Origin of the sequence: Gilliamella sp. Pra-s60 (genome assembly GCF_009795755.1) — a bacterium.
In the GTDB taxonomy this organism is placed as follows: domain Bacteria; phylum Pseudomonadota; class Gammaproteobacteria; order Enterobacterales; family Orbaceae; genus Gilliamella.
The window spans coordinates 271,235-297,848 of sequence record NZ_WTFA01000002.1; the positions used below are offsets into that span (position 1 = coordinate 271,235).

Annotated in this window: 25 protein-coding genes; 14 read left to right on the top strand and 11 right to left on the bottom strand. The window is 36.0% G+C overall.

What is annotated here, in order from left to right:
* Nucleotides 1–14: 14 nt before the first annotated feature.
* Genes GQ596_RS02855 through GQ596_RS02875 form a run of 5 tightly spaced genes read left to right on the top strand, consistent with a single transcriptional unit; the run spans nt 15 to nt 4,202 of the window.
* Nucleotides 15–587: a DUF3261 domain-containing protein gene (locus GQ596_RS02855; RefSeq protein ID WP_160400171.1), complete on the top strand. Its 573-nt coding sequence runs from the start codon at nt 15–17 to the stop codon at nt 585–587.
* Nucleotides 588–1,769 carry a beta-ketoacyl-[acyl-carrier-protein] synthase family protein gene (locus tag GQ596_RS02860; RefSeq protein ID WP_160400172.1) on the top strand — a complete coding sequence of 394 codons (1,182 nt, stop codon included), beginning with the start codon at nt 588–590 and terminating at the stop codon, nt 1,767–1,769.
* The gene (locus GQ596_RS02865; RefSeq protein ID WP_160400173.1) at nt 1,769–2,248 is read left to right on the top strand and encodes a 3-hydroxy-fatty acyl-ACP dehydratase; all 480 of its coding nucleotides are present in this window, start codon (nt 1,769–1,771) and stop codon (nt 2,246–2,248) included. Before GQ596_RS02860 ends, GQ596_RS02865 begins: the two co-directional genes overlap by 1 nt.
* Nucleotides 2,248–2,979, top strand: a complete 732-nt coding sequence (locus GQ596_RS02870) for a 3-ketoacyl-ACP reductase FabG2 (RefSeq protein ID WP_160400174.1) — start codon at nt 2,248–2,250, stop codon at nt 2,977–2,979. Before GQ596_RS02865 ends, GQ596_RS02870 begins: the two co-directional genes overlap by 1 nt.
* Nucleotides 2,976–4,202, top strand: a complete 1,227-nt coding sequence (locus GQ596_RS02875) for a beta-ketoacyl-ACP synthase (protein ID WP_160400175.1) — start codon at nt 2,976–2,978, stop codon at nt 4,200–4,202. The genes GQ596_RS02870 and GQ596_RS02875 overlap by 4 nt, the downstream gene beginning before the upstream one ends.
* Before the next feature lie 62 nt (nt 4,203–4,264).
* On the opposite strand, the gene sohB is transcribed toward GQ596_RS02875, so the two are convergent.
* Nucleotides 4,265–5,374 (bottom strand): protease SohB, encoded by a 1,110-nt coding sequence (gene sohB, locus GQ596_RS02880; protein ID WP_160400176.1) that lies wholly within the window; start codon nt 5,372–5,374, stop codon nt 4,265–4,267.
* Nucleotides 5,375–5,515: 141 nt separating this feature from the next.
* On the opposite strand from sohB, the gene GQ596_RS02885 reads away from it, so the two are divergent.
* Both GQ596_RS02885 and GQ596_RS02890 read left to right on the top strand, forming a co-directional pair.
* Nucleotides 5,516–7,228, top strand: a complete 1,713-nt coding sequence (locus tag GQ596_RS02885) for a formate--tetrahydrofolate ligase (protein ID WP_160400177.1) — start codon at nt 5,516–5,518, stop codon at nt 7,226–7,228.
* 14 nt (nt 7,229–7,242) lie between these two features.
* Entirely contained in the window at nt 7,243–7,644 is a 402-nt protein-coding gene (locus tag GQ596_RS02890; protein WP_202113725.1) for an RnfABCDGE type electron transport complex subunit B, read from the top strand.
* 34 nt (nt 7,645–7,678) lie between these two features.
* Here GQ596_RS02890 and typA read toward each other — a convergent pair whose 3' ends face one another.
* Both typA and hemG read right to left on the bottom strand, forming a co-directional pair.
* Nucleotides 7,679–9,505 carry a ribosome-dependent GTPase TypA gene (typA, locus tag GQ596_RS02895; protein WP_160400179.1) on the bottom strand — a complete coding sequence of 609 codons (1,827 nt, stop codon included), beginning with the start codon at nt 9,503–9,505 and terminating at the stop codon, nt 7,679–7,681.
* A 143-nt stretch (nt 9,506–9,648) separates the two neighbouring features.
* Nucleotides 9,649–10,182, bottom strand: coding sequence for a menaquinone-dependent protoporphyrinogen IX dehydrogenase (gene hemG / locus GQ596_RS02900; RefSeq protein ID WP_160400180.1), 534 nt, complete (start codon nt 10,180–10,182; stop codon nt 9,649–9,651).
* Nucleotides 10,183–10,326: 144 nt separating this feature from the next.
* On the opposite strand from hemG, the gene glmU reads away from it, so the two are divergent.
* The 5 genes from glmU (at nt 10,327) to GQ596_RS02925 (ending at nt 17,884) form a co-directional block, all read left to right on the top strand.
* Nucleotides 10,327–11,706, top strand: coding sequence for a bifunctional UDP-N-acetylglucosamine diphosphorylase/glucosamine-1-phosphate N-acetyltransferase GlmU (gene glmU / locus GQ596_RS02905; RefSeq protein WP_160400229.1), 1,380 nt, complete (start codon nt 10,327–10,329; stop codon nt 11,704–11,706).
* 3 nt (nt 11,707–11,709) lie between these two features.
* On the top strand, nt 11,710–13,542 hold the full coding sequence (glmS, locus tag GQ596_RS02910; RefSeq protein ID WP_160400181.1) for a glutamine--fructose-6-phosphate transaminase (isomerizing): 1,833 nt from the start codon (nt 11,710–11,712) through the stop codon (nt 13,540–13,542).
* 96 nt (nt 13,543–13,638) lie between these two features.
* Nucleotides 13,639–14,067 carry a hypothetical protein gene (locus GQ596_RS02915; RefSeq protein WP_160400182.1) on the top strand — a complete coding sequence of 143 codons (429 nt, stop codon included), beginning with the start codon at nt 13,639–13,641 and terminating at the stop codon, nt 14,065–14,067.
* A gap of 366 nt (nt 14,068–14,433) precedes the next feature.
* Entirely contained in the window at nt 14,434–16,554 is a 2,121-nt protein-coding gene (gene rlmKL / locus GQ596_RS02920; protein ID WP_160400183.1) for a bifunctional 23S rRNA (guanine(2069)-N(7))-methyltransferase RlmK/23S rRNA (guanine(2445)-N(2))-methyltransferase RlmL, read from the top strand.
* Nucleotides 16,555–16,804: 250 nt separating this feature from the next.
* Nucleotides 16,805–17,884, top strand: a complete 1,080-nt coding sequence (locus GQ596_RS02925; RefSeq protein WP_160400184.1) for a hypothetical protein — start codon at nt 16,805–16,807, stop codon at nt 17,882–17,884.
* A gap of 243 nt (nt 17,885–18,127) precedes the next feature.
* Here the strand turns inward: GQ596_RS02925 and GQ596_RS02930 are convergent, their stop codons facing one another.
* Entirely contained in the window at nt 18,128–18,556 is a 429-nt protein-coding gene (locus tag GQ596_RS02930; protein ID WP_160400185.1) for a universal stress protein, read from the bottom strand.
* A gap of 134 nt (nt 18,557–18,690) precedes the next feature.
* Between GQ596_RS02930 and GQ596_RS02935 the strand changes: the two genes are divergently transcribed.
* Nucleotides 18,691–19,095, top strand: coding sequence for a GNAT family N-acetyltransferase (locus tag GQ596_RS02935; RefSeq protein ID WP_160400186.1), 405 nt, complete (start codon nt 18,691–18,693; stop codon nt 19,093–19,095).
* Between the two features lies 1 nt (nt 19,096).
* Nucleotides 19,097–19,678 carry a nucleoside triphosphate pyrophosphatase gene (locus GQ596_RS02940; RefSeq protein ID WP_160400187.1) on the top strand — a complete coding sequence of 194 codons (582 nt, stop codon included), beginning with the start codon at nt 19,097–19,099 and terminating at the stop codon, nt 19,676–19,678.
* Nucleotides 19,679–19,702: 24 nt separating this feature from the next.
* Here the strand turns inward: GQ596_RS02940 and GQ596_RS02945 are convergent, their stop codons facing one another.
* The 7 genes from GQ596_RS02945 to GQ596_RS02975 form a co-directional block, all read right to left on the bottom strand.
* Entirely contained in the window at nt 19,703–20,368 is a 666-nt protein-coding gene (locus GQ596_RS02945) for an ABC transporter ATP-binding protein (protein WP_160400188.1), read from the bottom strand.
* The gene (locus tag GQ596_RS02950) at nt 20,368–21,579 is read right to left on the bottom strand and encodes an ABC transporter permease (protein ID WP_160400189.1); all 1,212 of its coding nucleotides are present in this window, start codon (nt 21,577–21,579) and stop codon (nt 20,368–20,370) included. The genes GQ596_RS02945 and GQ596_RS02950 overlap by 1 nt, the downstream gene beginning before the upstream one ends.
* A gap of 86 nt (nt 21,580–21,665) precedes the next feature.
* Nucleotides 21,666–22,169: a DUF4418 family protein gene (locus GQ596_RS02955; RefSeq protein WP_160400190.1), complete on the bottom strand. Its 504-nt coding sequence runs from the start codon at nt 22,167–22,169 to the stop codon at nt 21,666–21,668.
* Between the two features lie 20 nt (nt 22,170–22,189).
* On the bottom strand, nt 22,190–22,849 hold the full coding sequence (locus GQ596_RS02960) for an ABC transporter ATP-binding protein (RefSeq protein WP_160400191.1): 660 nt from the start codon (nt 22,847–22,849) through the stop codon (nt 22,190–22,192).
* A gap of 10 nt (nt 22,850–22,859) precedes the next feature.
* Nucleotides 22,860–24,002, bottom strand: coding sequence for an FtsX-like permease family protein (locus GQ596_RS02965; protein ID WP_160400192.1), 1,143 nt, complete (start codon nt 24,000–24,002; stop codon nt 22,860–22,862).
* Between the two features lie 16 nt (nt 24,003–24,018).
* A complete protein-coding gene (locus tag GQ596_RS02970) occupies nt 24,019–25,305 on the bottom strand; it encodes an ABC transporter permease (protein WP_160400193.1) in 1,287 nt (428 codons plus the stop codon).
* A 23-nt stretch (nt 25,306–25,328) separates the two neighbouring features.
* The gene (locus GQ596_RS02975; RefSeq protein WP_160400194.1) at nt 25,329–26,579 is read right to left on the bottom strand and encodes a Fe-S-containing protein; all 1,251 of its coding nucleotides are present in this window, start codon (nt 26,577–26,579) and stop codon (nt 25,329–25,331) included.
* Nucleotides 26,580–26,614: the final 35 nt, after the last annotated feature.

Sequence of the window (26,614 nt, forward strand, 5' to 3'; positions counted from 1 at the left end):
AAAAGGAATTATTAATGAAAAAATATTTAATGATAATAACTGTACTACTTGCCATGCTGATTTCAGCCTGTAGTAACCAATCACAAACGAAAGCATGGTTAACCAAAGGGACTCGAATAGATCTTCCGCAACCTAATTTGCAACAGCCTTATCACGATCAACAGCTATTAAAATTCAATTACAATGGTCAGGAAAACTCCTTGATTACCTTAATTGATATTGATCAAAATCAACTAAAAGTTATTGGACTTTCAGCACTTGGCATTCGTTTATTTGAAATTAACTACAATGGCAACACCATCAATACTAAACATAATATCTTTGTAAAAGAACTACCTGCACCAGAGCAAGTTTTGTCTGATATTATGTTAAGTATTTTACCGATTAAAAATTGGCAAGCAGTGCTACCTACTGGATGGCAACTTATTGATAATGAAAAGAAACGCCTTTTATTGAATGACAAACAAGAAACAATTGTTGAAATCAGCTATACAGAAAAACCATCTGAACAAATTAGAAAACCGAACCGAATAAAACACCATATCTTCAGTTATGAAATTACAATACAAAGAATGGATAAAAAATAAATGATTTATGTTGCAGCACTTGGCTCTATCAATACTTTAGGTTGCACGCAAGCTGAAATAAAGCACGCATTAACCCAACATTATCGTGCAAAACACAATTTAACTGAGTGCAATGGGTGGTTGTTACATGGTAAAAAAGCATGGTTAGGAAAAATCGATGATAATTTACCTAAGATCCCAACTCATTTATCGCAATATGCAACACGCAATAATCAGTTATTATATGCAGCTTATTTACAGATTCATACTGAAATAGAGCAAGCTATTAGACAATATGGGCATAAACGTATTGCTATTATAATGGGAACAAGTACTTCAGGAATTCATGAAGGTGATCTAAATATAAAACATTATTTACACACAAAAAATCAATCATACACATTTACCTATAATCAGCAAGAATTAGGTGATCCATCGTGCTTTTTAACAGCATTATTGGGATTAAAGGGACCTAGTTATACCATATCAACAGCATGTACTTCGAGTGCTAAAGCTGTAATCAGTGGTAAACGACTAATTGAAGCAGGTTTAGTTGATGCAGCTATTGTTGGTGGAGCCGATAGTTTAAGTAGAATGCCAATAAACGGTTTTAACGCGTTAGAATCACTTTCTGAAAGTCCTTGCATGCCTTTTGCGAAAGGACGTAGTGGCATAAATATTGGCGAAGCCAGTGCATTATTTTTGCTTACTAAAACTGAAACTAGCAACGTTGCAATCTTAGGTACTGGCGAGTCTTCTGATGCTTACCATATTTCATCACCACATCCTGAGGGGGTTGGTGCTCAAAAAGCAATGCAAATGGCACTTGATAACGCAAAATTAACACCCAACGATATTGGCTATATTAACTTACATGGAACAGCAACTATATTAAATGATATTGCTGAAAGTAAAGCCGTTCATCGGCTATTTAAACAAGATTGTCCTCCCTGTAGTTCAACCAAACACTTGACAGGACATACGTTAGGTAGTGCAGCAGTAACTGAATTAGCAATAAGTTATTTATTACTAAACCAAGATATTTATTTACCTCAACAAGATTTTTCAATATCACCATATGACAAAAGTCTTGATCCTATAAATATAGTGACACAAGACATGATATTAAAAACTCCAACTATCATGTCAAATTCTTTTGCATTTGGAGGAAGCAATGCTTCACTTATTATCGGAAAAATATAATGCAATATTATCTAGCTGAAAATTATTTACCTCATGAAAAACCAATGGTCATGATAGAACATGTTCATCAAATTGATGAACACAGTTGTATCTGTAGTGTTGATGTTAATCGACATAGTATTTTGGCTCCTTTCTTAAATGAAGATAATTCATTACCCAATTTTTATGCTATTGAACTGATGGCGCAAACCATTGGTGTTTGGAATGGTTATCATGGAATAAAAAACAACCAACCACCACGACTAGGTATGCTATTAGGGGGAAGATCAATAAAAACTACATTACCCACATTCCCTCATCATAGCCGTTTAATGATTCATGCAAATTTAGTTCTTTCTGATGCTAGATTAGCTAATTTTGATTGCCAAATAATGATTGAAAAACAATGTGTTGTTTCAGGAAAACTTAATGTTTATGAGCCAGATAACAACGAATTAGACTTTTTGTTTGGCAAAAAACGATTAGGAGAACAAAAATAATGAAACGAACAGTTCTTGTCACCGGAGCTAGTAAAGGTATTGGTAAAGCAATTGCTTATCAACTTGCGCAAGATGGTTTTACTATCGTAGTTCACTACCATAGTGATAAACAAGGAGCAGTTGATACCCAAGCTAAAATAGAACAAGCTGGTGGTAGCGCCAGGTTGATTCAATTTGATGTAAGTGATCGGTTGCAATGCCAACAAACTATAGAAACTGATATCGAGCAACATGGTGCTTATTATGGCGTTGTAAATAATGCTGGTATCATTCGTGATGGCGCATTTCCTGCTTTAACCGAACATGATTGGAACAAAGTTATTCATACCGATCTTGACAGTTTCTATAATGTGCTTCATCCGTGTGTAATGCCAATGATAGGATTACGTGATGGAGGTAGAATTATTATTATCTCATCGGTTTCAGGTATTACTGGTAATCGGGGACAAGTCAATTATAGTGCAGCAAAAGCAGGCGTTATTGGTGCAAGCAAAGCGTTAGCTCTAGAATTAGCTAAACGAAAAATTACTGTCAATTGTATTGCACCGGGATTAATTGATACTGGTATTTTAGATATGGAACCGATTGCATTACAAGAAGCAATGAAAATGATCCCTTTAAAACGAATGGGACATGTAAATGAAGTTGCAGGACTTGCGAGTTATTTAATGTCTGATATTGCTGGATATGTAACTCGTCAAGTCATTTCAATTAATGGAGGAATGGTATGACGAAAAGAGTAGTCATAACGGGAATGGGTGGTATCACCGCATTTGGAAATGATTGGATTAGAGTTCAATCTAGATTAAAAAAGTTAGAAAATGCCGTTAGGTATATGCCTGAATGGGAAGTATATGATGGATTACATACAAAATTAGGGGCGCCAATTGATAATTTTGAGTTACCAGAACATTACACTCGAAAAAAAACCCGTTCAATGGGAAGAGTCTCTTTATTATCAACAAAAGCTACCGAAATTGCTTTAGAAAAATCGGGGCTACTAGACGACCCAATATTGACTAATGGCGAAACAGGGATCGCGTTTGGTTCATCAACAGGTAGCACACAGCCAGTTGCATCCTTTGCTACCATGCTTAATGAAAAACATACAAATAATATTACAGCAACAACTTATATCCAAATGATGCCACACACAACTGCGGTAAATACTGGATTATTTTTTGGGTTAAAAGGTCGTTTAATTACCACATCTAGCGCTTGTACATCGGGTAGTCAAGCGATTGGTTACGCTTATGAAGCAATAAAATACGGTATGCAAACCGTCATGGTTGCAGGAGGAGCAGAAGAATTATGCCCTTCTGAAGCTGCTGTTTTTGACACTCTTTTTGCCACTAGTCAAAAAAATGACATGCCTAAAACATCACCCAAACCATTTGATCGCGATCGTGACGGCCTTGTTATCGGTGAAGGTGCTGGTGCCTTAATATTAGAAGAATATGAACATGCTAAAGCTCGAGGCGCAACTATCTATGGAGAAATAATTGCATTCAACACCAATTGTGATGCTAGCCACATAACTCAACCACGGCAGGAAACAATCCAGTACTGTATTGAACAGTCATTGAGACAAGCAAATTTATCAGCAAGTGACATTGGTTATATCAGTGCACATGGTACTGCAACGGCACGTGGCGATATTGCAGAAAGCAATGCTGTTGCCAACATATATGGAAATAAAACACCGATCTCATCATTAAAAAGTTATTTTGGTCATACATTAGGCGCTTGCGGTGCATTAGAAGCTTGGTTATCAGTAGAAATGATGCATTCAGGCTGGTTTAACCCAACAATTAATCTTAATAATGTCGATCCTGAATGTGGTGATCTAGACTATATTGTTGGCACTGGTCGAAATTTAGATATTGAGTATATCCAAACCAACAATTTTGCTTTTGGTGGTATTAATACTTCTATTATTATTAAACGTATATAATAACTATAATCATTAATAACCCAATTTATAGTGCTATTATTGATATCACAAAAAAGGGCTGTCTACAGCCCTTTTTCTTGTCTAAAGAATAATCTTTCAACATTTTTTATTACATTTTTAGAAATTCTTTCTGATAGTTTTTGCTTACGTTGGTAGCTAACAGAAATAATTTTATGTGTTTCTAAGTGAGACAGAATAAAGTCATCGCTCGTACTAATTTCATCGACTAAGCCTTTGTCTTTGGCTTGTGTTGCAAACCAGTGTTCACCTGTAGCAACTTGTTCAATATCAACATTTGGTCTATACTCTTTCACAAAATCTTTAAACAGAAGATGCGTTTCTTCAAGTTCTTGTTTGAATTTTTGACGACCTTCATCCGTGTTTTCTCCAAACATTGTCAATGTGCGTTTATACTCACCTGCTGTTTGTAGCTCAATATCAACATCATGTTTTTTAAGTAAGCGATTAAAGTTAGGGATTTGCGCAACAACGCCAATTGAACCCACAATAGCAAACGGTGCTGCCACAATTTTATGTGCGGTACATGCCATCATATAACCACCACTGGCAGCAACTTTATCAACCACTGCAGTGAAAGGAATGTTACGTTGTCTAAACCGTAATAATTGCGATGCCGCAAGTCCGTAACCGTGAACCACACCACCGGGACTTTCAAGTTTAACAACAACATTGTCTTCTGGTTTAATCACGGCTAATACAGCAGTGATTTCTTGGCGTAATTCTTCAACTTCATGAGCATCCATACTGCCATTAAAAGATAATACAAACAATTTAGGTTTGACTTGTTGATTGGTTTTACTTTCTGCAGGCTTTGATGATGTATCTGACGCTATTTGCTGGTCAGAATTTTGTTGATTTTTAGCTTGTTTCTTTTTTTGTTTCGCTGCTAATTTTGCCTGTTTTTTTTCTAGCTTTTTCTGTTTTTTAAGATCTTTCATAAACAGTTTAGCTTCTAGCTCGTCCATGCTTGACATCAACATGTCATCTTTGACTTGTTCATATTCTTGGCTAATATCTTTAACTGATAAGCGCCCTGTCGCTGTTGTAGATTTTCGGCGTTGGCTTAATATAAAAATGAGCACAGCTAAAATAGCAATAACGACTGTTGTTGTTTCAGCTAAAAAAAGTGAATACTGTGAAAACCAATTCATTTAACTATTATCCTTTGATTGAATGAAATCCGTTTATTATAACAAGATAATTGTAGATTGTGCCGAAAATTAATAAAGATTAAATTGTCGCTTTATTCGGCAATTTAAATTATTTATACTAATCTCCCAATCTATTGTTAAATGAGAATAAATATGTCTTTACGCCCAATTACCGAAATCGCTAAACAATACAATATTCCAGATGAGTTTGTATTACCTTATGGCAAGCATGTCGCTAAAATCGATTTATCCATTATCAAAACCAATCAAAATAAATCTAATGGTAAACTAGTTTTAGTTACCGCTATCACACCAACACCACTTGGCGAAGGGAAAACCGTTAATACTATTGGGCTAAGTGAGGGCTTAAATTATATCGGTAAAACAGCAATTGCTTGTATTCGTCAACCAAGCCTTGGTCCGGTTTTTGGTGTTAAAGGTGGCGCTGCTGGTGGTGGGCAAGCTGAAGTATTACCGATGGAAACATTAAATTTACATTTAACCGGTGATATTCACGCAATTACTGCTGCTCATGATTTGGCATCGGCCGCATTAGATTCACGCCTTTATCATGAAGAGCGTCTAGGTGATGAATTTACCGCCCAAACAGGTTTACCTCGTTTAAATATTGATGTTAATCGCATTGTTTGGAAACGTGTGATTGACCATAATGATCGTGCACTTCGTAAAATAACCGTCGGTGTGGGTGGTGGCGTTAATGGTGTTGAACGCCAAGATGGATTTGAAATTACCGCAGCATCAGAACTCATGGCAATTTTAGCCTTAGCTTCAGATTTACACGATATGCGTGCTCGTATTGGTCGTATTATTCTTGCTTATAACACGCAAGGCGAAGCTATTACCGCAGAACAACTTGAAGTTGCTGGCGCTATGACGGTATTACTTAAAAATGCTATAAACCCTAACTTAATGCAAACCGTTGAACATACGCCTGTATTAATTCATGCTGGTCCTTTTGCTAATATTGCCCATGGTAATTCATCTGTCATTGCTGATCGTATTGCTTTACAACTTGCCGATTATGTTGTGACCGAAGCAGGATTTGGATCGGATATGGGGATGGAAAAATTCTTTAATATTAAATACCGTCAAGCTGGTATCAAAGCGTCATGTGTGGTATTGGTTGCAACGGTGCGAAGTCTAAAATCCAATAGCGGAAAGTATAATATCAAACCAGGGCAAGCTATTCCGAAAGAAATTTCAGAATCCAACGTTGAATTACTTGAGATTGGTGCAACTAATTTGGCATGGCATATTAATAATGCAAAAAGTTATGGCTTACAAGTGATCGTCGCTATTAATCGCTTTCCACACGACAGTGAGGAAGAACTAGCATTTTTACAACAATATGCAGTTAAACATGGTGCCTTTGCTTGTGAAGTAAGTGAAGTCTTTACCCAAGGCGGTAAAGGCGCTGAAAAATTAGCACAGCATGTTATTAAAGCGTGTGAAATGCCAAGTGAAATTAAATTACCTTATCCAGACAATATGCCACTCGCTGATAAAATTCAAACTATGGTAAAAAAATACGGTGCTAATAAAGCCAATTTATCGCCAAAAGCATTAGAAAACATCAAAGAAATTGAAGCATTGAAACTTGATCATCTTCCTCTTTGTATTGCTAAAACTCCAATGTCAATCAGTGCTGATGCTAACTTAAAAAATGTACCCACTAATTTTGACGTTGATATCAGTCATTTGGCTATTTCAGCTGGGGCTGGCTTTATTCGTGTTTACGCAGGAAATGTCATGACGATGCCGGGGCTTGGTACTAATCCTGCTTATAGGCATATTGATATTGACAAGGATGGTAATATTGTAGGTTTAAGTTAATGCAAGAAGTGATTATGCAAACTAAACAAGAATATAAAGCGTTTATTGATGAAGAGAACTGTATTGGTTGTGGCAAATGCATTCGTGTTTGCCCAACCGATGCTATAGTGGGCAGTAAGCAAGTATTACACACTATTTTGCCACAGCTATGCACTTCGTGCAGTAATTGTATTAATACCTGTCCAACAGACTGTATTACATTAAGCACATTAGGTACTGTATTAAGTGAATCAGAAGAGTTAGCGCTAACTGAGAAAAAACAACAGCGGTTAAATCACAACCAATTGGTGCCACCAACAATTTTGTTTCCTCGTACCACACCGGTGGCAAATAAAGCTAGCACATCGGTCGACAGGAAACAGTCTATCGCCGACGCCATTGCTAGAGTAAAAGCCAAAAAAAACCTCGCTAAATAGCGAGGTTTTCATATTAAGATAGAACTAATAATAATTAGTCTTTATTACCACTTCTAAACGCACGTTTACGATCATTTTCAGTTAAATGACGTTTACGTAAACGGATAGATAATGGTGTAACTTCCACTAATTCGTCATCATCAATAAACTCTAGTGCTTGTTCTAATGACATTTTAATTGGTGGTGAAAGTGTTGTTGCCTCATCAGTACCTGATGCTCGCATATTGGTTAATTTTTTCCCCGTTAAACAGTTAACAGTTAAATCGTTTGAACGAGTATGAATACCAATGATTTGACCTTCATACACTTCCGCACCATGACCAAGGAATAATTTACCACGATCTTGTAAACCATACAGAGCATAAGCCAATGCTTTACCAGTACCGTTTGAAATCATAACACCATTATTACGCTGACCAATTTCACCTGGACGAACATCATCATAATGACTAAATGTAGAATAAAGTAAACCAGTACCTGAAGTCATTGTCATAAATTCAGTTCTAAAACCGATAAGACCACGGCTTGGTATGACATAATCTAAACGCACACGACCTTTACCATCTGGTAACATGTTGGTTAGATCACCTTTGCGTAAACCAAGTGCTTCCATCACTGAACCTTGATGTTGTTCTTCAATATCAAGGGTAACTTGTTCGAATGGCTCTTGTTTTTTACCGTCAACTTCTCTAAAAATAACTTTAGGACGAGATACGCCTAATTCATAACCTTCGCGGCGCATATTTTCGATCAGTACTGATAAATGTAATTCACCACGGCCTGATACTCTAAAGGCGTCGGGATCTGGGGTTTCTTCAACACGCAACGCAACATTATGTACAAGTTCTTTATTTAAACGCTCAAGAATTTGGCGAGAAGTGACATATTTACCTTCTTTACCTGCAAATGGAGAGCTATTAACATTAAAAAACATGGTTACTGTTGGTTCATCAACAGTTAACGCTGGTAATGCTTCAACGCAGCTATTATCGCAAATCGTATCAGAAATACCGAGTTCGCCAAGACCTGTTAGAGCAATAATATCGCCCGCTTCGGCAACTTCGGCCTCATAACGTTGTAAACCTAAATGACCTAGTACTTGCCCTACTTTGCCTGTACGTTTGTTACCTTCACTATCGACAATAGTCACTTGTTGATTTGGTTTAACACGACCACGTTTAATTCGACCAATACCAATAACACCAACATAATTATTATAATCAAGCTGTGAAATTTGCATTTGGAATGGACCATCTAAATCAACTTTTGGTGGCTCAACATGCTTAACAATCGCTTCAAATAATGGCGTCATATCTTCAGCCATATTTTCGTGATCTTCACCAGCTATGCCCATTAAAGCAGAAGCATAAACGATAGGGAAATCTAACTGTTCATCAGTTGCTCCTAAATTAACAAATAGATCAAATACTTGATCAACTACCCAATCAGGGCGAGCTCCTGGACGGTCAACTTTATTGATAACCACAATCGGTTTTAAACCATAGGCAAAAGCTTTTTGCGTTACAAAACGGGTTTGAGGCATTGGTCCGTCCATTGCATCAACAAGTAATAGCACAGAGTCAACCATCGACATAACACGTTCAACTTCACCACCAAAATCAGCATGTCCTGGGGTGTCAACAATATTAATTCGGTAACCATTCCAATCAATCGCAGTATTTTTAGCTAAAATGGTAATACCACGCTCTTTTTCAAGCGCATTTGAATCCATTATGCGTTCATTATCATCACCACGCAGATTATCTAACGTACCTGACTGTTTTAATAACTTGTCAACCAAGGTTGTTTTACCATGGTCAACGTGAGCAATAATGGCTATATTTCTTAAATTTTCAATCACAATTAAAATCCCAATTAGGAGATAAATTCTTTAGGCGCGATATTGTACACCTTTTTAGTCGAAATGTTGATCTATATCACAAAGTTTATTAAAAAGAACTTGAGCACTTGATAAGTTTAAAAAAATTTCATGAAGCGATGAGTTTAAGTATTAAATTTTTTAGCAAACTCATCTACCTTTGCCCAATCTGTATATTCAATAATCGGTTTTGTCACATCGGTATCACCTTTACCTAGCCACATAATAAAACGGATCATATTACGATCAAACCAGTTATATTGAGGATAATAAAGAGCACCTGCAAAAACAGCGGTAAAAGTGGGTTTCCATGCTATTTTAGCTAGAAATTTTTTGGTATATAAGTTGGTTTCTGGTGTATTTTTATGTGGCTTTCTTGCTACGACATTTACACCAAAAAATCCTGACTTCATATTATTTAATTGTTGATAATGTTCATCAATAAATTTTTTCATTAATTTACTATAAAATCCATAGCGAATGGAACTTCCCAACAATACGGCATCATAGTTTGAAAGCTCGATTTTGCTATCAGCTAAAAGTTCAATAACATCGCAGTAACATTTATCGTCTAACTGTGTTTTAATACGTTGCATGATCTTAAGTGTTTGTTTTTCATGAGTTGTGTAAAGTAATAAAACCTTTTTTGTTGTATTCATAATATAAAACCTTATTTGATAATGGCTTATCATAAATCAATTTTACTTTTTTTATTATAAAAATTAACGAACTGGGGGTGATTTCATAGAAGACTTTGATTATAGTAGTTAACTTATTTAACTGGACTGGAACTGATTATGGCGATTTCACCAACAAAACTTAGTGCAATTATTTTAGCAGCAGGAAAAGGCACACGGATGTATTCCGAGCTGCCAAAAGTATTACACAAAATCGGTGGTAAGCCGATGTTACAACATGTTATTGATACCGTGCAACAACTTAATATAAATCGCACTAATATTGTTTATGGTCATGGTAAATCGCAGCTCGAAATTGCACTTAAAGATCAACATGTCGAACTTATCTATCAAGCAGAACAACTTGGCACTGGGCATGCAGTTCAACAGGCTAGCACTTATATTCAAGATGACGAAGATATTTTGATTCTTTATGGGGATACGCCATTAATTTCGGTTGAAACATTAAAAAATTTAATCGCTAGCAAAACAGAGCACGGTATTGCATTATTAACAGTAACGTTAGATGACCCAACAGGGTATGGACGAATTGAACGAAAAAATGGCAAAGTTATCGCCATTGTTGAACAGAAAGATGCCTCTCTTGAGCAACAAAAAATCAAAGAAATTAACACAGGTATTATGCTTGTTACTGGTAAATTACTCAAAGATTGGTTGTCTCGTTTAACCAATGATAATGCACAAAAAGAGTATTACTTAACGGATATCATTGCCTTTGCTTATCAAGATGGTTATAACATTAAAACATCACAACCTATACAACAATTTGAAGTTGAAGGCGTCAATAATCGCCTGCAATTGGCAACATTAGAACGACAATATCAACATCAACAAACACAAAATTTATTATTAGCAGGCGTAACATTGCTTGACCCAACTCGTTTTGACTTACGAGGATCTCTATCGCACGGTAAAGATGTTACGATTGATTGTAATGTAATTATTGAAGGCAATGTCAAATTAGGTAATAACGTATTTATTGGTGCTGGTTGTATTTTGAAAAATTGTACAATTGATGATGATTCAAGTATCCGTCCATATAGCATTATTGAAGATTCAACCATCGCTAAACAATGTACTATCGGGCCATTCGCCCGCTTACGACCGGGTTCACAACTTGATGAACAAGCTCATGTCGGCAACTTTGTTGAACTAAAAAAGACACATCTAGGCCAAGCAAGCAAAGCCGGACACTTAAGCTATCTTGGTGATAGCGAAATTGGCAATAATGTCAACATTGGTGCAGGCACCATCACCTGTAATTATGACGGTGCCAATAAATTTAAAACCATTATTGAAGATGATGTGTTTGTCGGTTCTGATACGCAATTAATAGCACCTGTAAAAGTGGGTAAAGGGGCAACTATTGCAGCAGGAACAACGGTTACCAATAATGTGAATGAGAATGAATTGGTCGTAAGCCGAGTAAAACAAAAACAACTTGCTGGTTGGAAACGACCAACAAAGTCAACTGACGAGGAATAAACTATGTGTGGTATTGTGGGTGCTATCGCCAAACGTGATGTTGCTGAAATATTATTAGAAGGTTTAAAACGATTAGAATATCGTGGTTATGACTCCGCTGGACTTGCAATTATTTCACCACAAGGTGAATTACAGCGTATTCGCCGTGTTGGTAAAGTACAAGCACTAAAAGACGCAGTTGAGCAACATCCAATAAAAGGAACTACAGGAATTGCTCATACCCGATGGGCAACCCACGGTGAACCAGTTGAACATAATGCCCATCCTCATGTATCTAGTTTTATTGCTGTTGTACACAATGGCATTATTGAAAATTTTGAACCACTACGTGAGAAATTGATCTCTAAAGGTTATCAATTCCGTTCAGAAACCGATACCGAAGTAATTGCCCACTTAATTCATAACATTATAACAACCGAAGATTGTTCCTTATTTGACGCTGTACAAAAAGCTATCCCACAATTGCGTGGCGCTTATGGTACCGTAATTATGGACACCCGCAATCCTGATATCCTTATTGCGGCACGCTCAGGTAGTCCTTTAGTTATCGGTTGCGGCATAGGCGAGCACTTTATCGCATCTGATCAATTAGCACTATTGCCAGTTACCCGCCGATTTATTTATTTAGAAGAAGGCGATATCGCACATATCACTCACCGAACAGTGACCATATTGGATAAAAATCACCAAGAAGTAACAAGACCATTTATAGAATCTGATGCACAATATGATGCGGGCAGCAAAGCAGGCTATAGTCATTACATGCAAAAAGAGATCTACGAACAGCCTAATGCGATTAAAAATACGCTTGAAGGCCGCATGGTGCATGGCAAGGTCGATTTATCAGAGTTAGGCGAGCAAGCGGAAGCCATTCTTAAACGGGTTGAGCATGTTCAAATTGTTGCCTGTGGTACTGCTTATAATGCTGGTATGGTTGCACGTTATTGGTTTGAAGCTTTAGCTGGAATTCCTTGTGATGTCGAAATTGCGTCAGAATTTCGTTACCGTAACCCGGCTCGCCGCAAAAATAGCTTATTTATCACACTTTCACAGTCGGGCGAAACGGCAGACACACTCGCGGCATTACGATTAGCGAAAGAAAATAATTACCTAAATACCCTTGCGATCTGTAATGTAGCAGCCTCAACACTCGTGCGTGAAGCTGATTTAGTGCTATTAACCAAAGCAGGGGTTGAAATTGGCGTTGCATCAACTAAGGCCTTTACCACACAATTAACGGTTTTATTGCTACTAGTTGCTAAACTAGGACGCATAAATAATATGGCAGAAAGTACCGAGCAAGCTATTGTGCATGCGTTACAAATTCTACCAAACCGCATTGAGCAAGTGCTCATGGCAGAACCTCAAATTAAGAAATTTGCTAGACATTTTGTTGACAAACATCATGCGTTATTCTTAGGTCGAGGTGATGAGTATCCAATCGCTATGGAAGCTTCGCTAAAGCTCAAAGAAATATCTTATATTCACGCTGAAGCCTATGCTGCTGGTGAACTCAAACATGGTCCACTGGCATTAATTGATGCGGATATGCCTGTTATTGTTATGGCACCAACCAACGAAATGCTAGAAAAATTAAAATCTAATATAGAAGAGGTTCGAGCACGAGGTGGTCAACTGTATGTCTTTGCTCAAGAAGATGCTGGCTTTGTTAGTGATGATACCATGCATATTATCAATCTTCCCCATATTGAAGAGCTAACCGCACCGATTTACTACACCGTACCAACCCAGTTACTAGCGTATCATGTTGCTTTGATCAAAGGCACCGATGTCGATCAGCCTCGTAATTTGGCAAAGTCGGTAACGGTAGAATAGATACGCAAACAACTTACTATTTTTGATTTAACTGTTTTGTTATACTTATAGTGCGTAAATATTTTATTTGAATTATAACTATTTAAGGAGAGATTCATGGGAATAGAATATAGTATCATTGCAATGGATGACAGTGTTACACAAGATGTTGTTTTAAATGCGTTCAGCCCGTATTGTACTAAAAAAGATGACGAAGAATATTTATTAGATTATGGTGATGAAGTTTATGAAGATATGATTATATGCAATCATTGTACCTTATATCTATCCTTCAAAGAGAGCAGCAAGGAAATAATAAAGTCGATTGAAATTATTAAACCCTCTGATCATCCAGCGTTAGAAAAAGCCATCTTTTTACTTATTCATGAACATCCAATGTTTATTGCAGGTCCAGATTTTCCATTGATGACAGCTAATAAAAAATGTATGGATTTATTAAAAGTAGAAGATATTGAAACCTATGAAGACACCGAGTTAGTTTCGTCATTTGATGAATTCTCTAACCTTTTAACTGGTTACGAATAGATATAAATGACCTAAAAGCCGTCTAATTTTTATAAATTAAAGCAGTGTTCGTAACAAATAAAATAGTTTTTATCGTATTGCATCTGCATGTTATATTCTTATTAACCGCTTGGTATTATAAAAGTAAAAGGTAAATCCAAATACCTAACTCTAAAAATAAGGGTGTACAATTACTAACTAGTTATTTAATTTAAGCAATATACACCAAAATATTTTTAAGTCTGTTTTTTCTTTTATTTGGTTTACTGGTGAATTCTCATAATTATCAATAAATCAAACCACCTTTTTACTAAATTCAAACGCTATTTCCCACTATTGCAATTAGTCGGTATAATGCTAGCAATTTTATTGTTAAGTGAGTTATGCATGAAAACGCTATTTGCCAGCACGTCTCGTGGGCTTGAAGAGTTATTAAAAAAAGAGTTAGAACAAATTGGTGCAATTAATTGTAAAATTGCGCAAGGTGGTGTTTATTTTGATGCCGATGAAAAAACGCTATATCAATCATTATTATGGTCACGTTTGGCATCTCGCATTTTACTACCCATTACCGAGTTCGATATCTATAGCGATTTGGATCTGTACTCTTGTGTGTTTAATATTAAATGGCCAGATATTTTTGCTGTTGATAACGCTTTCGTAATTAATTTTGTTGGCGTCAACGAGTTTATCCGCAATAGTCAATATGGTGCGCTAAAGATCAAAGATGCGATTGTTGATCACTTTTTGCGTCATACTAATGAACGTCCTAATGTAGCAAAACAAGATCCCGATATTCGACTTCATGCTTATTTAAATAAAAACCGCGTCACACTATCTTTAGATCTAAGTGGTAATAGTTTACATGAGCGTGGCTACCGCCAACAAACAGGACAAGCGCCACTAAAAGAAAACCTAGCGGCAGCTATTATTATGCGTTCTGGTTGGAAAGCAAATGAACCATTGCTCGATCCGATGTGTGGTTCAGGTACATTACTAATTGAAGCGGCAATGATCGCATCACAAATCCCTCCTGGTTTATATCGTAAACAGTGGGGATTTTTTGCTTGGAAAGGCTTTAACCCGACATTGTGGAACGAATTGCTCTTCACTGCAAAACATAACGTATCTAAAACAAACACTGCATTTATCGGTTATGATAATAATGCGACAGTACTTGAACGAGCCAAACAAAATGCGCTCCAAGCAGGTGTGGGGGATTTAATTACTTTTTCGATGCAAGATGTGACACAACTAACCAATCCATTGCCAACTGAAACGGTAGGCATGATCATCAGTAATCCACCTTATGGCGAACGCTTAGAAAGCGAACCTGCGCTTATTGCTTTGCATACGGCACTTGGTCGACAAATCAAACAAAATTTTGGTGGATGGCGATTATCATTATTTAGCGGTGCGCCACAGTTGTTAGATTGCTTACAAATGAGAGCAGAAAGACAATTCAAAGCAAAAAATGGTCCTCTCGACTGTATACAAAAAAATTATGTCATTGCTAAGCGTAATACTGAAGAAGCAATCACAAATTCCATTATGCCGGCTGCGGATTTTGCTAACCGATTACGCAAAAATAAGCAAAAATTAGAAAAGTGGGCAACCCAAGAACAACTAGAATGCTATCGGCTTTATGATGCAGATTTGCCTGAATACAATGTCGCTATCGATCGTTATAAAGATAAAATAGTAATGCAAGAATACGCAGCGCCGAAAAACATCGATCCACAAAAAACTCGCCAACGGCTTTTTGATACTATTAATGCCACCATGTCAGTGCTTGAGCTTACCGCCGATCAGTTAGTATTAAAAACAAGAGAAAAGCAAAAAGGCAAACAGCAATACCAAAAACTAGGACAAAAACAGGACTATTTTTTAGTCCATGAATACCCGATTAATCAGCGCAAAACCGCATTTTGGGTTAATGTGACCGATTATTTAGATACGGGATTGTTTTTAGATCATCGCTTAGCACGAAAAATGATTGGTGAAATGAGTGCAGGCAAAGACTTTTTAAACCTATTTGCCTATACCGGTAGTGCAACGGTTTATGCTGGACTTGGCGGAGCAAAATCAACCACCACGGTCGATATGTCTCGCACCTATTTGGAATGGGCTGATCGTAATTTAAAACAAAACGGTTTAACGGGTAAAAAACATCGATTAATTCAGGCGGATTGTTTGCTCTATTTATCTCAAGCTGATGAGCAATTCGATTTAATTTTTATCGATCCGCCGACATTTTCAAACTCGAAACGGATGAACGATACCTTTGATGTTCAGCGCGATCATCTAAAATTGATGACGGATTTAAAACGTCTGTTAAGACCTAATGGTACTATCATTTTCTCCAACAATAAGCGTGGTTTTAAAATGGATAATATTGGTATGCAAAACTTAGGGCTAATCTATCAAGAAATTACCAATAAAACGCTATCGCTTGATTTTAAACGCAATAAACAAATTCACTGCTGTTTTATTGTAAAACATCAATAAACATAAAACCGCCATAAGGCGGTTAATTTATTAAAAATAAGTTGAAATAAAAAACTTCAATAAAATCAATACCTTTCCTGAACGTTTTTTAAATGATTTTATTTTTAATTTTTTATTAAAAAGTACTTAATTATAATAAGTAGAAATAATAAAATACAGCTAGTCTCATTTATCAAATTACCTTTGCTACTTTATTATTGCCAATACAACATAAATTACATATTACTAACAATTATTTATAAGGATATGGATGAAAAGAATAATTTTTTACTTGGTATTGATGTTATTGTCGAATTTTATTTCGAGCACATCATTAGCCTTTGAATTTATAATCAACAAATACGAACCCAGTGTTATAAAAACTGGCGAATACTCGCATTTCTACACAGATCCACTTACAGATACCAAAATATCTTTGCCAGCAAATAAATATAGTGCAATGAAAGTTGTTTTAGCTAATGTCTTTGTAGCAAACGATTGTGTATTCTATAAATTTAATCTAGAAAATGATGAGATTTTTTATTTAAAAGAACGGTGTTCTTCAAAAGAAATTGAATTTAATGGACTAGATTACCTAGTTCAACCAGAAAAATACAGCGAAATAGAGAAAAATGTACAGGATTTGAAAAAAATAAAAATTCCTAATTTAAATGATGTTGTGGTTAAAACCGTAACTGTCACAAAAGATGATATTTATGAAGTTACTTTTTCAAATGGGTTACAAATACAAAAAGAATATCTCAATGATTTTCTCAATTTAAGCAAAAAAATCACAAACCAAGATGATTTAAAATTATTAATTCACTATATGAAAAAACACCAACTATCTTTTACAACAACATATAGTAATCAATATTTATTTTCAATGGACAATTCAACATCACCTATAAAAATTGACATACTTATTGATACAAATCTAGAGGTTTATCCCGAAGTAGATACTACATATAAAGGCACTAAGGCTTTTATTAGAAGGTTTACTATCAATCAAAATAAGGCAACATATTCTTCTATTAATACGCGTTGTTATACTATCAGCTCTGATGAAAAGCTTACAGCATATGAGTTGCTTTTCACCAAGCAAGAAGTAATTGAAAAGTGTCATTTCTATTTGGATAAAAAGATAACAGATTATATAAAATGGCTTAATGACAAAAAAAGTGCAAAAATAGTATTTTATGGAGATCTGAAAGACGTCAGCCAAAAAATAACAAGAAAAAATATTGTTCAATTAAAAGATATGATAAGCATCAATGAATTATTAACTAAGTACTTTAAACGATCATTAGTAAGCTTAGAAAAAGATGAGGATGAAGAAGATGATGATTAGCGTTAACTTACCAAGTTAGAGCTTAATTTTGTCCTATCATCAATATCGACAAAAAAGATAGAATTAATTGATTTTGCATCTTTTATAAATTACACGTTTAGAGACTAAAATTAAAAGCTCAAATTATTTATCAGGGGGAATTTTTACATTAAATTCCTCCTGCTTATCTAACTATGCTGTCCAAAAATAATCTAGATTACAAAGGTGCCCTCTAAAAAACATACTTAACATATAATGCTAAACCTACCGAATCACAAGCACCGCCGTTTTAGCTCCACGCACAACCCCTGAAGCATTCGATCCTAAAAGATGCGTTGAAATATTAGGACGACGTGAACCTAAAATTATTAAGTCTGGTTTAATTTCGTCAGCTAATGCAAGGATTTCATCTCTTGGATGACCAAATGCAATAGAAAACGATAAATGTTCATGCGGTAAATTAATCGAATTCATTAATTGATGAAGATATTGTTCTGTTTGTACTGTTGCATGATCTTTAAATTCATCAAATCCAAAAGAGTAAGCATTGATAATAGCTGATGAAACAGGCAAGGCATGAAAAAATATTACTTCAGCATTAGACAATCGGGCTAAGCACTCTACATGTGGAATCACTTTTTTAGTTAATTCATCTTCAAGCACATCAATAGGAACCAAAATTTTTTTGTACATAACTCCCTCCTTGCTTTGTTATAGATTCAATTATATATTTAGCGGACCTAAAATAGGTTTTACCTTGCTAGTATGATACTCATTTTAACTTTAATCTTTAATTATTTTTTATCCAATTTATGATGGAGATCAACATGAATTGCATTATTTATCGTTCTGATGTCAAACCGACACTCGAACAAGCTATTACCCTTTATCGTCACTGTTCATTAGGTAAGCGTCGTCCACTTACCGATACCGTACGCTTTCAAGCTATGTTAGATAATGCTAATTTGGTGGTAACTGCTTGGCATGATGATAAACTGATTGGTATTGCACGTTGTTTAACGGATTTTGTTTATATCACTTATTTGGCAGATCTCGCAGTAGATGAAAATTATCAACGACAAGGTATCGGAAAGCAATTAGTTAAAGAAGTAAAAAATAATACAGGCAAATCATGTTCAATTACTCTGCTAGCAGAGCCACAAGCAGTTGATTATTATGGTCATATCGGTTTTAATGCGCATCCTTCAGCTTGGATTTTAAGAGATAATTAAAATGAGAATCATATTAGCCTCGACTTCGCCATCACGTAAAAAAGTACTTGAAAAATTAGCTATTCCTTTCGAGTGTGTGCCGCCAATTTGTGACGAAACACCACTAGCAGGTGAGTCAGCTAAGCAATTGGTCGTTCGGCTAGCTAAACTTAAAGCCCAATCATTAGCTATGCAGTTTGCTGATAGTTTAATTATTGGCTCTGATCAAGTTGGTGTGTTAGACGGTAATATTGTTTGCAAACCACATACAATTGATAATGCCCGTAAACAGCTTCGACAAAGTAGTGGTAAAGCTTTCTATTTTTATACTGGGATGACAATAATTAATACCAAAACACAACAACAAATCACCATTTGCGAACCATTTAAAGTGACTTTTCGGCATTTAACTGATTCAGAAATTGATGCCTACATTAGCAAAGAGAAGCCACTACAATGTGCTGGTAGTTTTAAATGTGATGAACTAGGCATCACCCTATTTGATAAACTTGAAGGTGATGACATTAATTCATTAGTTGGATTACCATTATTAAAACTTAATAAAATCATGATCGAAATGGGTTGTAATCCACTTTTAATATAACAATTCAGTTAATAACTAAACCCATTAGTCAATAAATCGTCCAGCTGACATTTTCATAACTTTTTGGCTATAACGGGCAACATCATGATCATGAGTGACAATTAATAACGCTGTACCTTGTTGATGAATTTCAGACAGTAGTTGCATGATTTCAGCTGCGCTTTCTTCATCAAGATCACTGGTTGGTTCATCAGCAATAATGATTTGGGGCTTACAAATCAGTGCTCTCAATATCGCAATACGACGCATTTCACCACCTGACATATGGGCAGGATATGTATCTTGCAGGTGGCTTATTTTGGCCTTTTCAAGCAGACTTTTCGCTTCATTTAGGGGATTTTGATTTGCTCGCTTAGTTAAATAAAAAGGCAGTCGAATATTATCAATTGCGGTTAAATTAGGCAGTAAACTGCTACCTTGAGGGATATAACCAATATGCTGATTACGAAAGGCGGATACTTGCTGATCATTAAGCTCAAACAGATTGGTCTGATTAATGGTAATGTTACCTTGTGTTGGTGTTAATAAGCCAGCAATCATATTTAGTAAAGTGGTTTTACCACTGCCTGATTTTCCCATAATGCAAATAAAGTCATCTTTTGTCATTGAAAAACTAACATTATTCACTGCAGAAAAGATTTGCTGTCCTCTAGTGTAATCTTTACGTAGATTTTTAACATTCAGTAACATTATTCGCCCTCTCTAAGGGTGCTATAAGTATCAAATTTAGTCATTGATAAGGCACTATAAGAACTTGATAAAGGTCCAATAATTAGTGTAAGAATGAAAACAACAATTGCATACAACAGCGCATCAAATAGTGAAATATTCACACACGGTAAACCAATTGACTGGCAGATTAATAGATTAAAGGCGTAAAGTAACACAGCAGCAATCACTATGCCTGTAATTCCACCTAATGCACTAATAATTAAAGATTCACGAAGCAACATTTTAACTAAATCACGACGTGAAGCGCCTAATATTCGTAATAAGCTCATTTCACGCTTACGTTCATTTAAGCTTGAAGAAAATATGACAAAAATCACAATAGTGGCCAAAACCCAAAAAATAGCCGATAAACTATATACAATAGTTGAAAAGCCTGTTAACCATTTTGATATATTACTTAGCATTCCTTTAGTCATAACAAAATCGATATTATAGCCAATAGCATATTTGGGCATAATTTGATTAACAATATCCTTAATTTGATAATTAGGATTGACCTTAATAAAAATCGACGAGGCATAATCAGCAAAATGTTCAACATCCCCTTCAATTAATTTTGCATTTTTCATTAATGATTGGGCTGCTGGCATAGTCATAAAGACAGAGGAATCAAATCCCATACCCGTGCTATCCATTTTAGCAGCTATTTTGAAAGGATGATTAAAGAACATAATTTCATCCCCGACTTGTGAATTAATTTTGGCACCCACTACTACCTGATTGTCAGTTAAAGGCTGAGTCAATTGTGATTGTAGCCATGGTTTTATGACAAAGTCACTCTGCTGTTCAAAGCCGATTAGTTGCACTTTTGTTGTACAACATCCTGCATTTAATGAGGCAATAAATAGCTGAGGTGAAATCGCATCAATCCCTTTGATATCTTTTATTTTATCAATCAAATCAACTTTTAAATAAAAGCTACTCGGTTCACCACGCAATAGGGCAACTTCCATATTTTTTTCATAACCATAAGGTACAATAAGAATATCTGCACCTAATCGATTAGCCATGCCTGAAATGCCAAGACTAAGGTTTTTCATCAATACACTTCCCCCAAACAACGTTGCCGAAAAAAGCATAATGATGATAATCAAACAGCAACTTCTAAACGGTCGCCGCTGAATATTTCGCCATGCCAAATTTGCCATGGTGATCGGTTTTTCGTGCATATTGACTTCCCTGCTTGTTGGATTTAAATATTATCTTTACCTAATATCAGGTAAAGATAAGTATGGTTTTTATTTGCTAACAAAGGCTATCGATTTTTTGTTTTTTTATTTAAATAATAGGTATTAACTACTGCGGCAATAAATAATAAGCCCGATAATAATACTAAGGCGGGTTTAGCACCCATATTACACCGCATCATTTCGTTAGAACAGACACCAATTAGGATCGTTGGAATTGCAGCGGCTAACAACGATATGCAAGCTGTCGCCATGCTTAATCCCATTCGAATAAAAGCCGTACGACTAATCAGTAGTAATGCACCGATGACTATCACTAAACAACCGATCCCTATTTCAGCTCTTGCTGTCCAAAAACATTTCATAATTTTTCCTGTACTAGCATGCATATGTCCACTATGTGCAAGCTCACTACTAGCACCGTTCATTGCACTCATACCATGGCTCATAGTGTCAACGGGTGTCACAATCGCCTCTGGCAATGGGCAAACAGGTAAGATATATAATGGAAACAAAATAATTAATACGCCAATAATAATAAAGATACTTGATGAAATAATACGGTTTTTCATATACGACAACCTTTTGTTGATTAGTTGTTAATTACACGCGCGACTTTGCCGTGCTCCAGTACTACCGTGGTTTGTGCATGTTTCGACACTTCTAGTGAATGAGTAACCACAATGATTGTACTGCCTTCTTCGTGCAGTTGATGTAGTAAGTCCATGACCATCGCTTCATTGCTTTCATCTAAATTACCCGTTGGTTCATCGGCTAAAATTAATTTTGGATAATTAATCAGTGCTCTAGCAATACAAACTCGCTGCTGTTCACCACCCGATAACTGCCTTGGCAAGTGCTTAGCACGAGCAGCAAGCCCAACACGTTCAAGAGCTTGCATGGCTTCTTTTTCGTCGACCATACTATGATAATACTGAGCAATCATGACATTTTCGAGTGCGGTTAAATATGATACTAAGTGAAATTGTTGAAAAATTAAGCCTATTTTGTCTCGGCGGATTTCAGTTAATTCTGGCAAAGAAAGCTGAGTAATATCTTGTCCATCAAAATAAACTGAACCAAGGGAAGGCTTATCCATACAACCAATGATATTCATCAAGGTTGTTTTACCGCTACCAGATGGCCCCATAATTGATAGCCATTTACCTTCTTCAACCGCCAAATTCACTTCAGATAGTGCATGTAGTGAACCATAAATTTTAGACACATTATTTACTTCGAGTATATTCATACTTTATATCCTATTCACCTCGCAAAACTAACGCAGGTTCGACTTCTAGTGCTCGTTTTACCGGGATTAAACACGCAATGACCGTAACTATCACAGAGATAATAACTGTGGTTGGAATCAGATAAAGCTCAATAATAATTGAACGGCCAAACACATTGGTACTAATGATTTGTGCAAAAATAAGCCCACAAATTGCCCCAATAATGCCACCAAGGATACCTAAAACGGTCCCTTCAGCTAAAAATTCTTTGGCGATACTTTGGTTATTAGCGCCAATTGCCTTTTTAAGCCCAATTTCCTTACGGCGTTCCATGACAACTGTCATCATTGTTGTGGCCACGCAAATCATAGTTAGTACTAATACCACAAAAGTGACCAAATAAAGTAATGAGGACAATTTACCAAGCACCGATGTTTCAGATTTTGTCACCCATTTGATCAAATGTGGGGTTATTGTAGTGGATTGTTGTTTGATGTTTTGAATATACTGATTTAACTCCGCTTCAGTCGCCGTAATGCTTACTTCAACCACTTCGGCTTGTTCATTTTCTTCTAATAGTTGTTCTAAATCATGTAAATCAATAAAAATAAAACCATCTTCTGCTCGTCCTGTTTTAACAATTCCAGTTATTTTTAGATCCTCATCAAAACGTGAATTTTGTTTAGATTTACCTGAAATTGGCATAGTACCACCAACGCTTAACTTAGCAAAATTAGCTATATCTGTACCAATCATTATTTCATGTGGATTTTGTGGCAATGCGCCTTCAATGTGCCAATAAGGGCTGGTTTTGGTTACTTGTTTAAAGTCAGTACCCACAATAGTATAAGGGTGCTGATTACTGCGAATCGACTCATAACGAAAAGGTGTCACGCCAAGTAATTTATCTTTTGGTAAAAAACTCACAGCTTTATTAACATCCGTCATTGCTACCGTTGGCTGATTATTAGCAGGCAACAACAGAAGATTAGCACCATAGGAACGAAATTCTTGTCCCATTTGCCGTGGAATATCATAACAAAGTGTGATCATACCAAGAAGTACTGTTGCACCAATAGCTACACCAAGCAAAGCAACAGCAATGCGAGACCGACGACGGATAAGTGAACTTAACACGGTTTTAATTATAAAGCGTCTATTTTTATTAATCATGAGACTTCCTTTCACCTTATCGACCATGTAATACATCAGTTGGGCGTAAAAACATCATCATCCGAAGTGCAGGTAAACTACCCAAGAGTGTAATTAAAAAGACCATTATTATGGTTAATGGAATAATCAACATTTTGGGTTCGACAAACGATCCAAATACTGTATAACCAATCACTTGAGCAAAACCAATCCCGATAAAATATCCCAAAATTCCACCTAAAAAGGCAATAATAAATAGTTCACTAAAAATGAGCAAAGATACTGCCATATTTGTTGCGCCTAGTGCTTTTAATAAACCAATTTCGGTACTACGCTCTATAACGTTCGCAGTCACTAAATTGGAAATTGCTAACGCCGAACAAATCAATGACAAAACGGTTAGTAATAACATTAGTAATTGTGTTTTTTGTAAAATAGAACCTTCAGATTCAGCCACTTGCATAATGGCTTTAACTCTAACATCAGGCATTAATTCTTCAAGTTGATAAGCGATCGAGCTAATATAAGCTGTGCAATACCATGTATCCCACTCTGTTCTAGATAAACTATTCGGATCCTGTGCTGCTTTGCGCGCTAATTCATTTTCGGGAGTGGTTAATGCGCTCACCTCAACACGTTCAACTAGTCCATTTTTATCGGCAAGATCTTGTGCAACAGGTAAGGAAACATAAATTTGAGCATCTTCAACGCTCCCACTATGAAAAATATTATTTATTGTGAGCGTGAGTTTTTTATTTGTGTGCGTTGAAATAATATCTATTTTATCACCTAGTTTTAAATTCCACTGTTTTGCAACAGTTTCACCCACCATCGCACCTTGCACATTGTCATCTGTCATGGTCTTACCGTCAATGGTCCACCATGATTTCATAGCCAACATACCCGTATCAACCTGATCGCCTGTTGGAATATTAAGATGTTTATTAAACCAAGTACCCACCACAGTAATTGGCTTATCATGAAATGTCGCTTGAGTTGTTAGGAAAGGCGCAAAATCAACAATATTATAAGCCCAAAAGATCATCTTAATTTTGACAAGTTCATCTTCTTTAATATACTGCACAGCTTGCCCACTATCATTGTTATCAAGCTGGTACATTTCATTAATGACAGCACTACCACGAGGAACGATATTAAGATTAGCACCATAGGCTTTTAGCTCTTGATTAACTTTATCACCTACGTCAAACATTACATTTAGCATAGCAGTAGCAAGCGAAACACCTAAAGCAACGGTTAAAGCAATAAGAAAGAGTTTCTTTTTTTGGCGAACTAATACACTGAGTAACATTCTGCGAAACATAATCTATTCCTTTTAATTCGCTTTTATTTAAAACGGCTTTTTTCTGCTTCAAGATTTGCAGGACGGATCACCATATTACCATCAATAATTTCATACTTAAGTGGCACAGGATTACACCCACCAGAAAACCCAATAGTTGCAATATTCATTACCACATCACACAAAATACAAACCACTTGATCACCACGTTGATAGTAACCGCTTGCACCACAAATATCACAAGCATCAAAACCAACACCATAAGCATTTTCACTTTTTTTAATAACAATAAAACGAACCAATGTACCATCCGTGGCTTGATAGCCATAGCGGTGTAAATTGCCGTCGTTTACTTTGTCAAGGGGAATAACAATTAAATTATCGGCATTGGGTGTTACTGGCTCAGCAGGTGTGAGCTCTACTCCTTTTTCAAAAATATAGCGAGCGCGAGTTACGGTATAAGCGGTTATCGCTGTACCAGCCATAATCATTAAAGCACATCGTCTATCGCTGCGTAATTGTGCTTTAAGTTTGCGAATTTGAGCAGGATTACTACCGACCAACGAGATTGTTTTCGATTTGACGTATAAAACAATAGCTAAAAAAAGCACAATAGCGATAAATATAAAAGTAAAAAAGTTAACATGACCAAGGATAAAAATAACCAGTTTCATCATCCATGGCTGCGATGAAATAAAACGCCTAACAATTAAAATTTGTAAAATATTAATACTATTTTGCAGGGTAAAAATAACAATCGACAGTGAAGTAATAACAAACACAAATTGAGCTGATAATCGACCACAAGTACGATAAACAAATAACCCCGTCAACAAAACTACCAGCAGAGCAATTCCATAGCCTACCCACTTAAACAAGTAATCATGATTAAAAATGGAATCCATACCAACTGCAAATTCGAATGGATAAAGCATTAAATTAGGTAAACACTGGGCACTTATCAAACCAATACTAAGCACAAATAGCAGTATAAAAAAGAATTTAGCTGTTCGGCTATGAGTCGATTTTTGTAAGTAAATAACAATAATAAGCGGTATAGCAATAATAACCCAAGGTATAATTACGCCTAAATCATAAAATTCACGAACAGCAAAACCTGTATTACGTTTTAAAACGGCATAGATCAATGCAGCAATAAATCCCACAATAAAACCGAATAAAATAATTTTTTTACTGTAATTAGGTATTGATTTGACAATCGTTGCACTAAGTAGTGCCATTATCATGGCTGGAACGAAAGTGTTATCGGTAATATTGATAAGGTATTGAAGCATATTTATTGCCTAGTGATTACAAATGCTATTGGTGA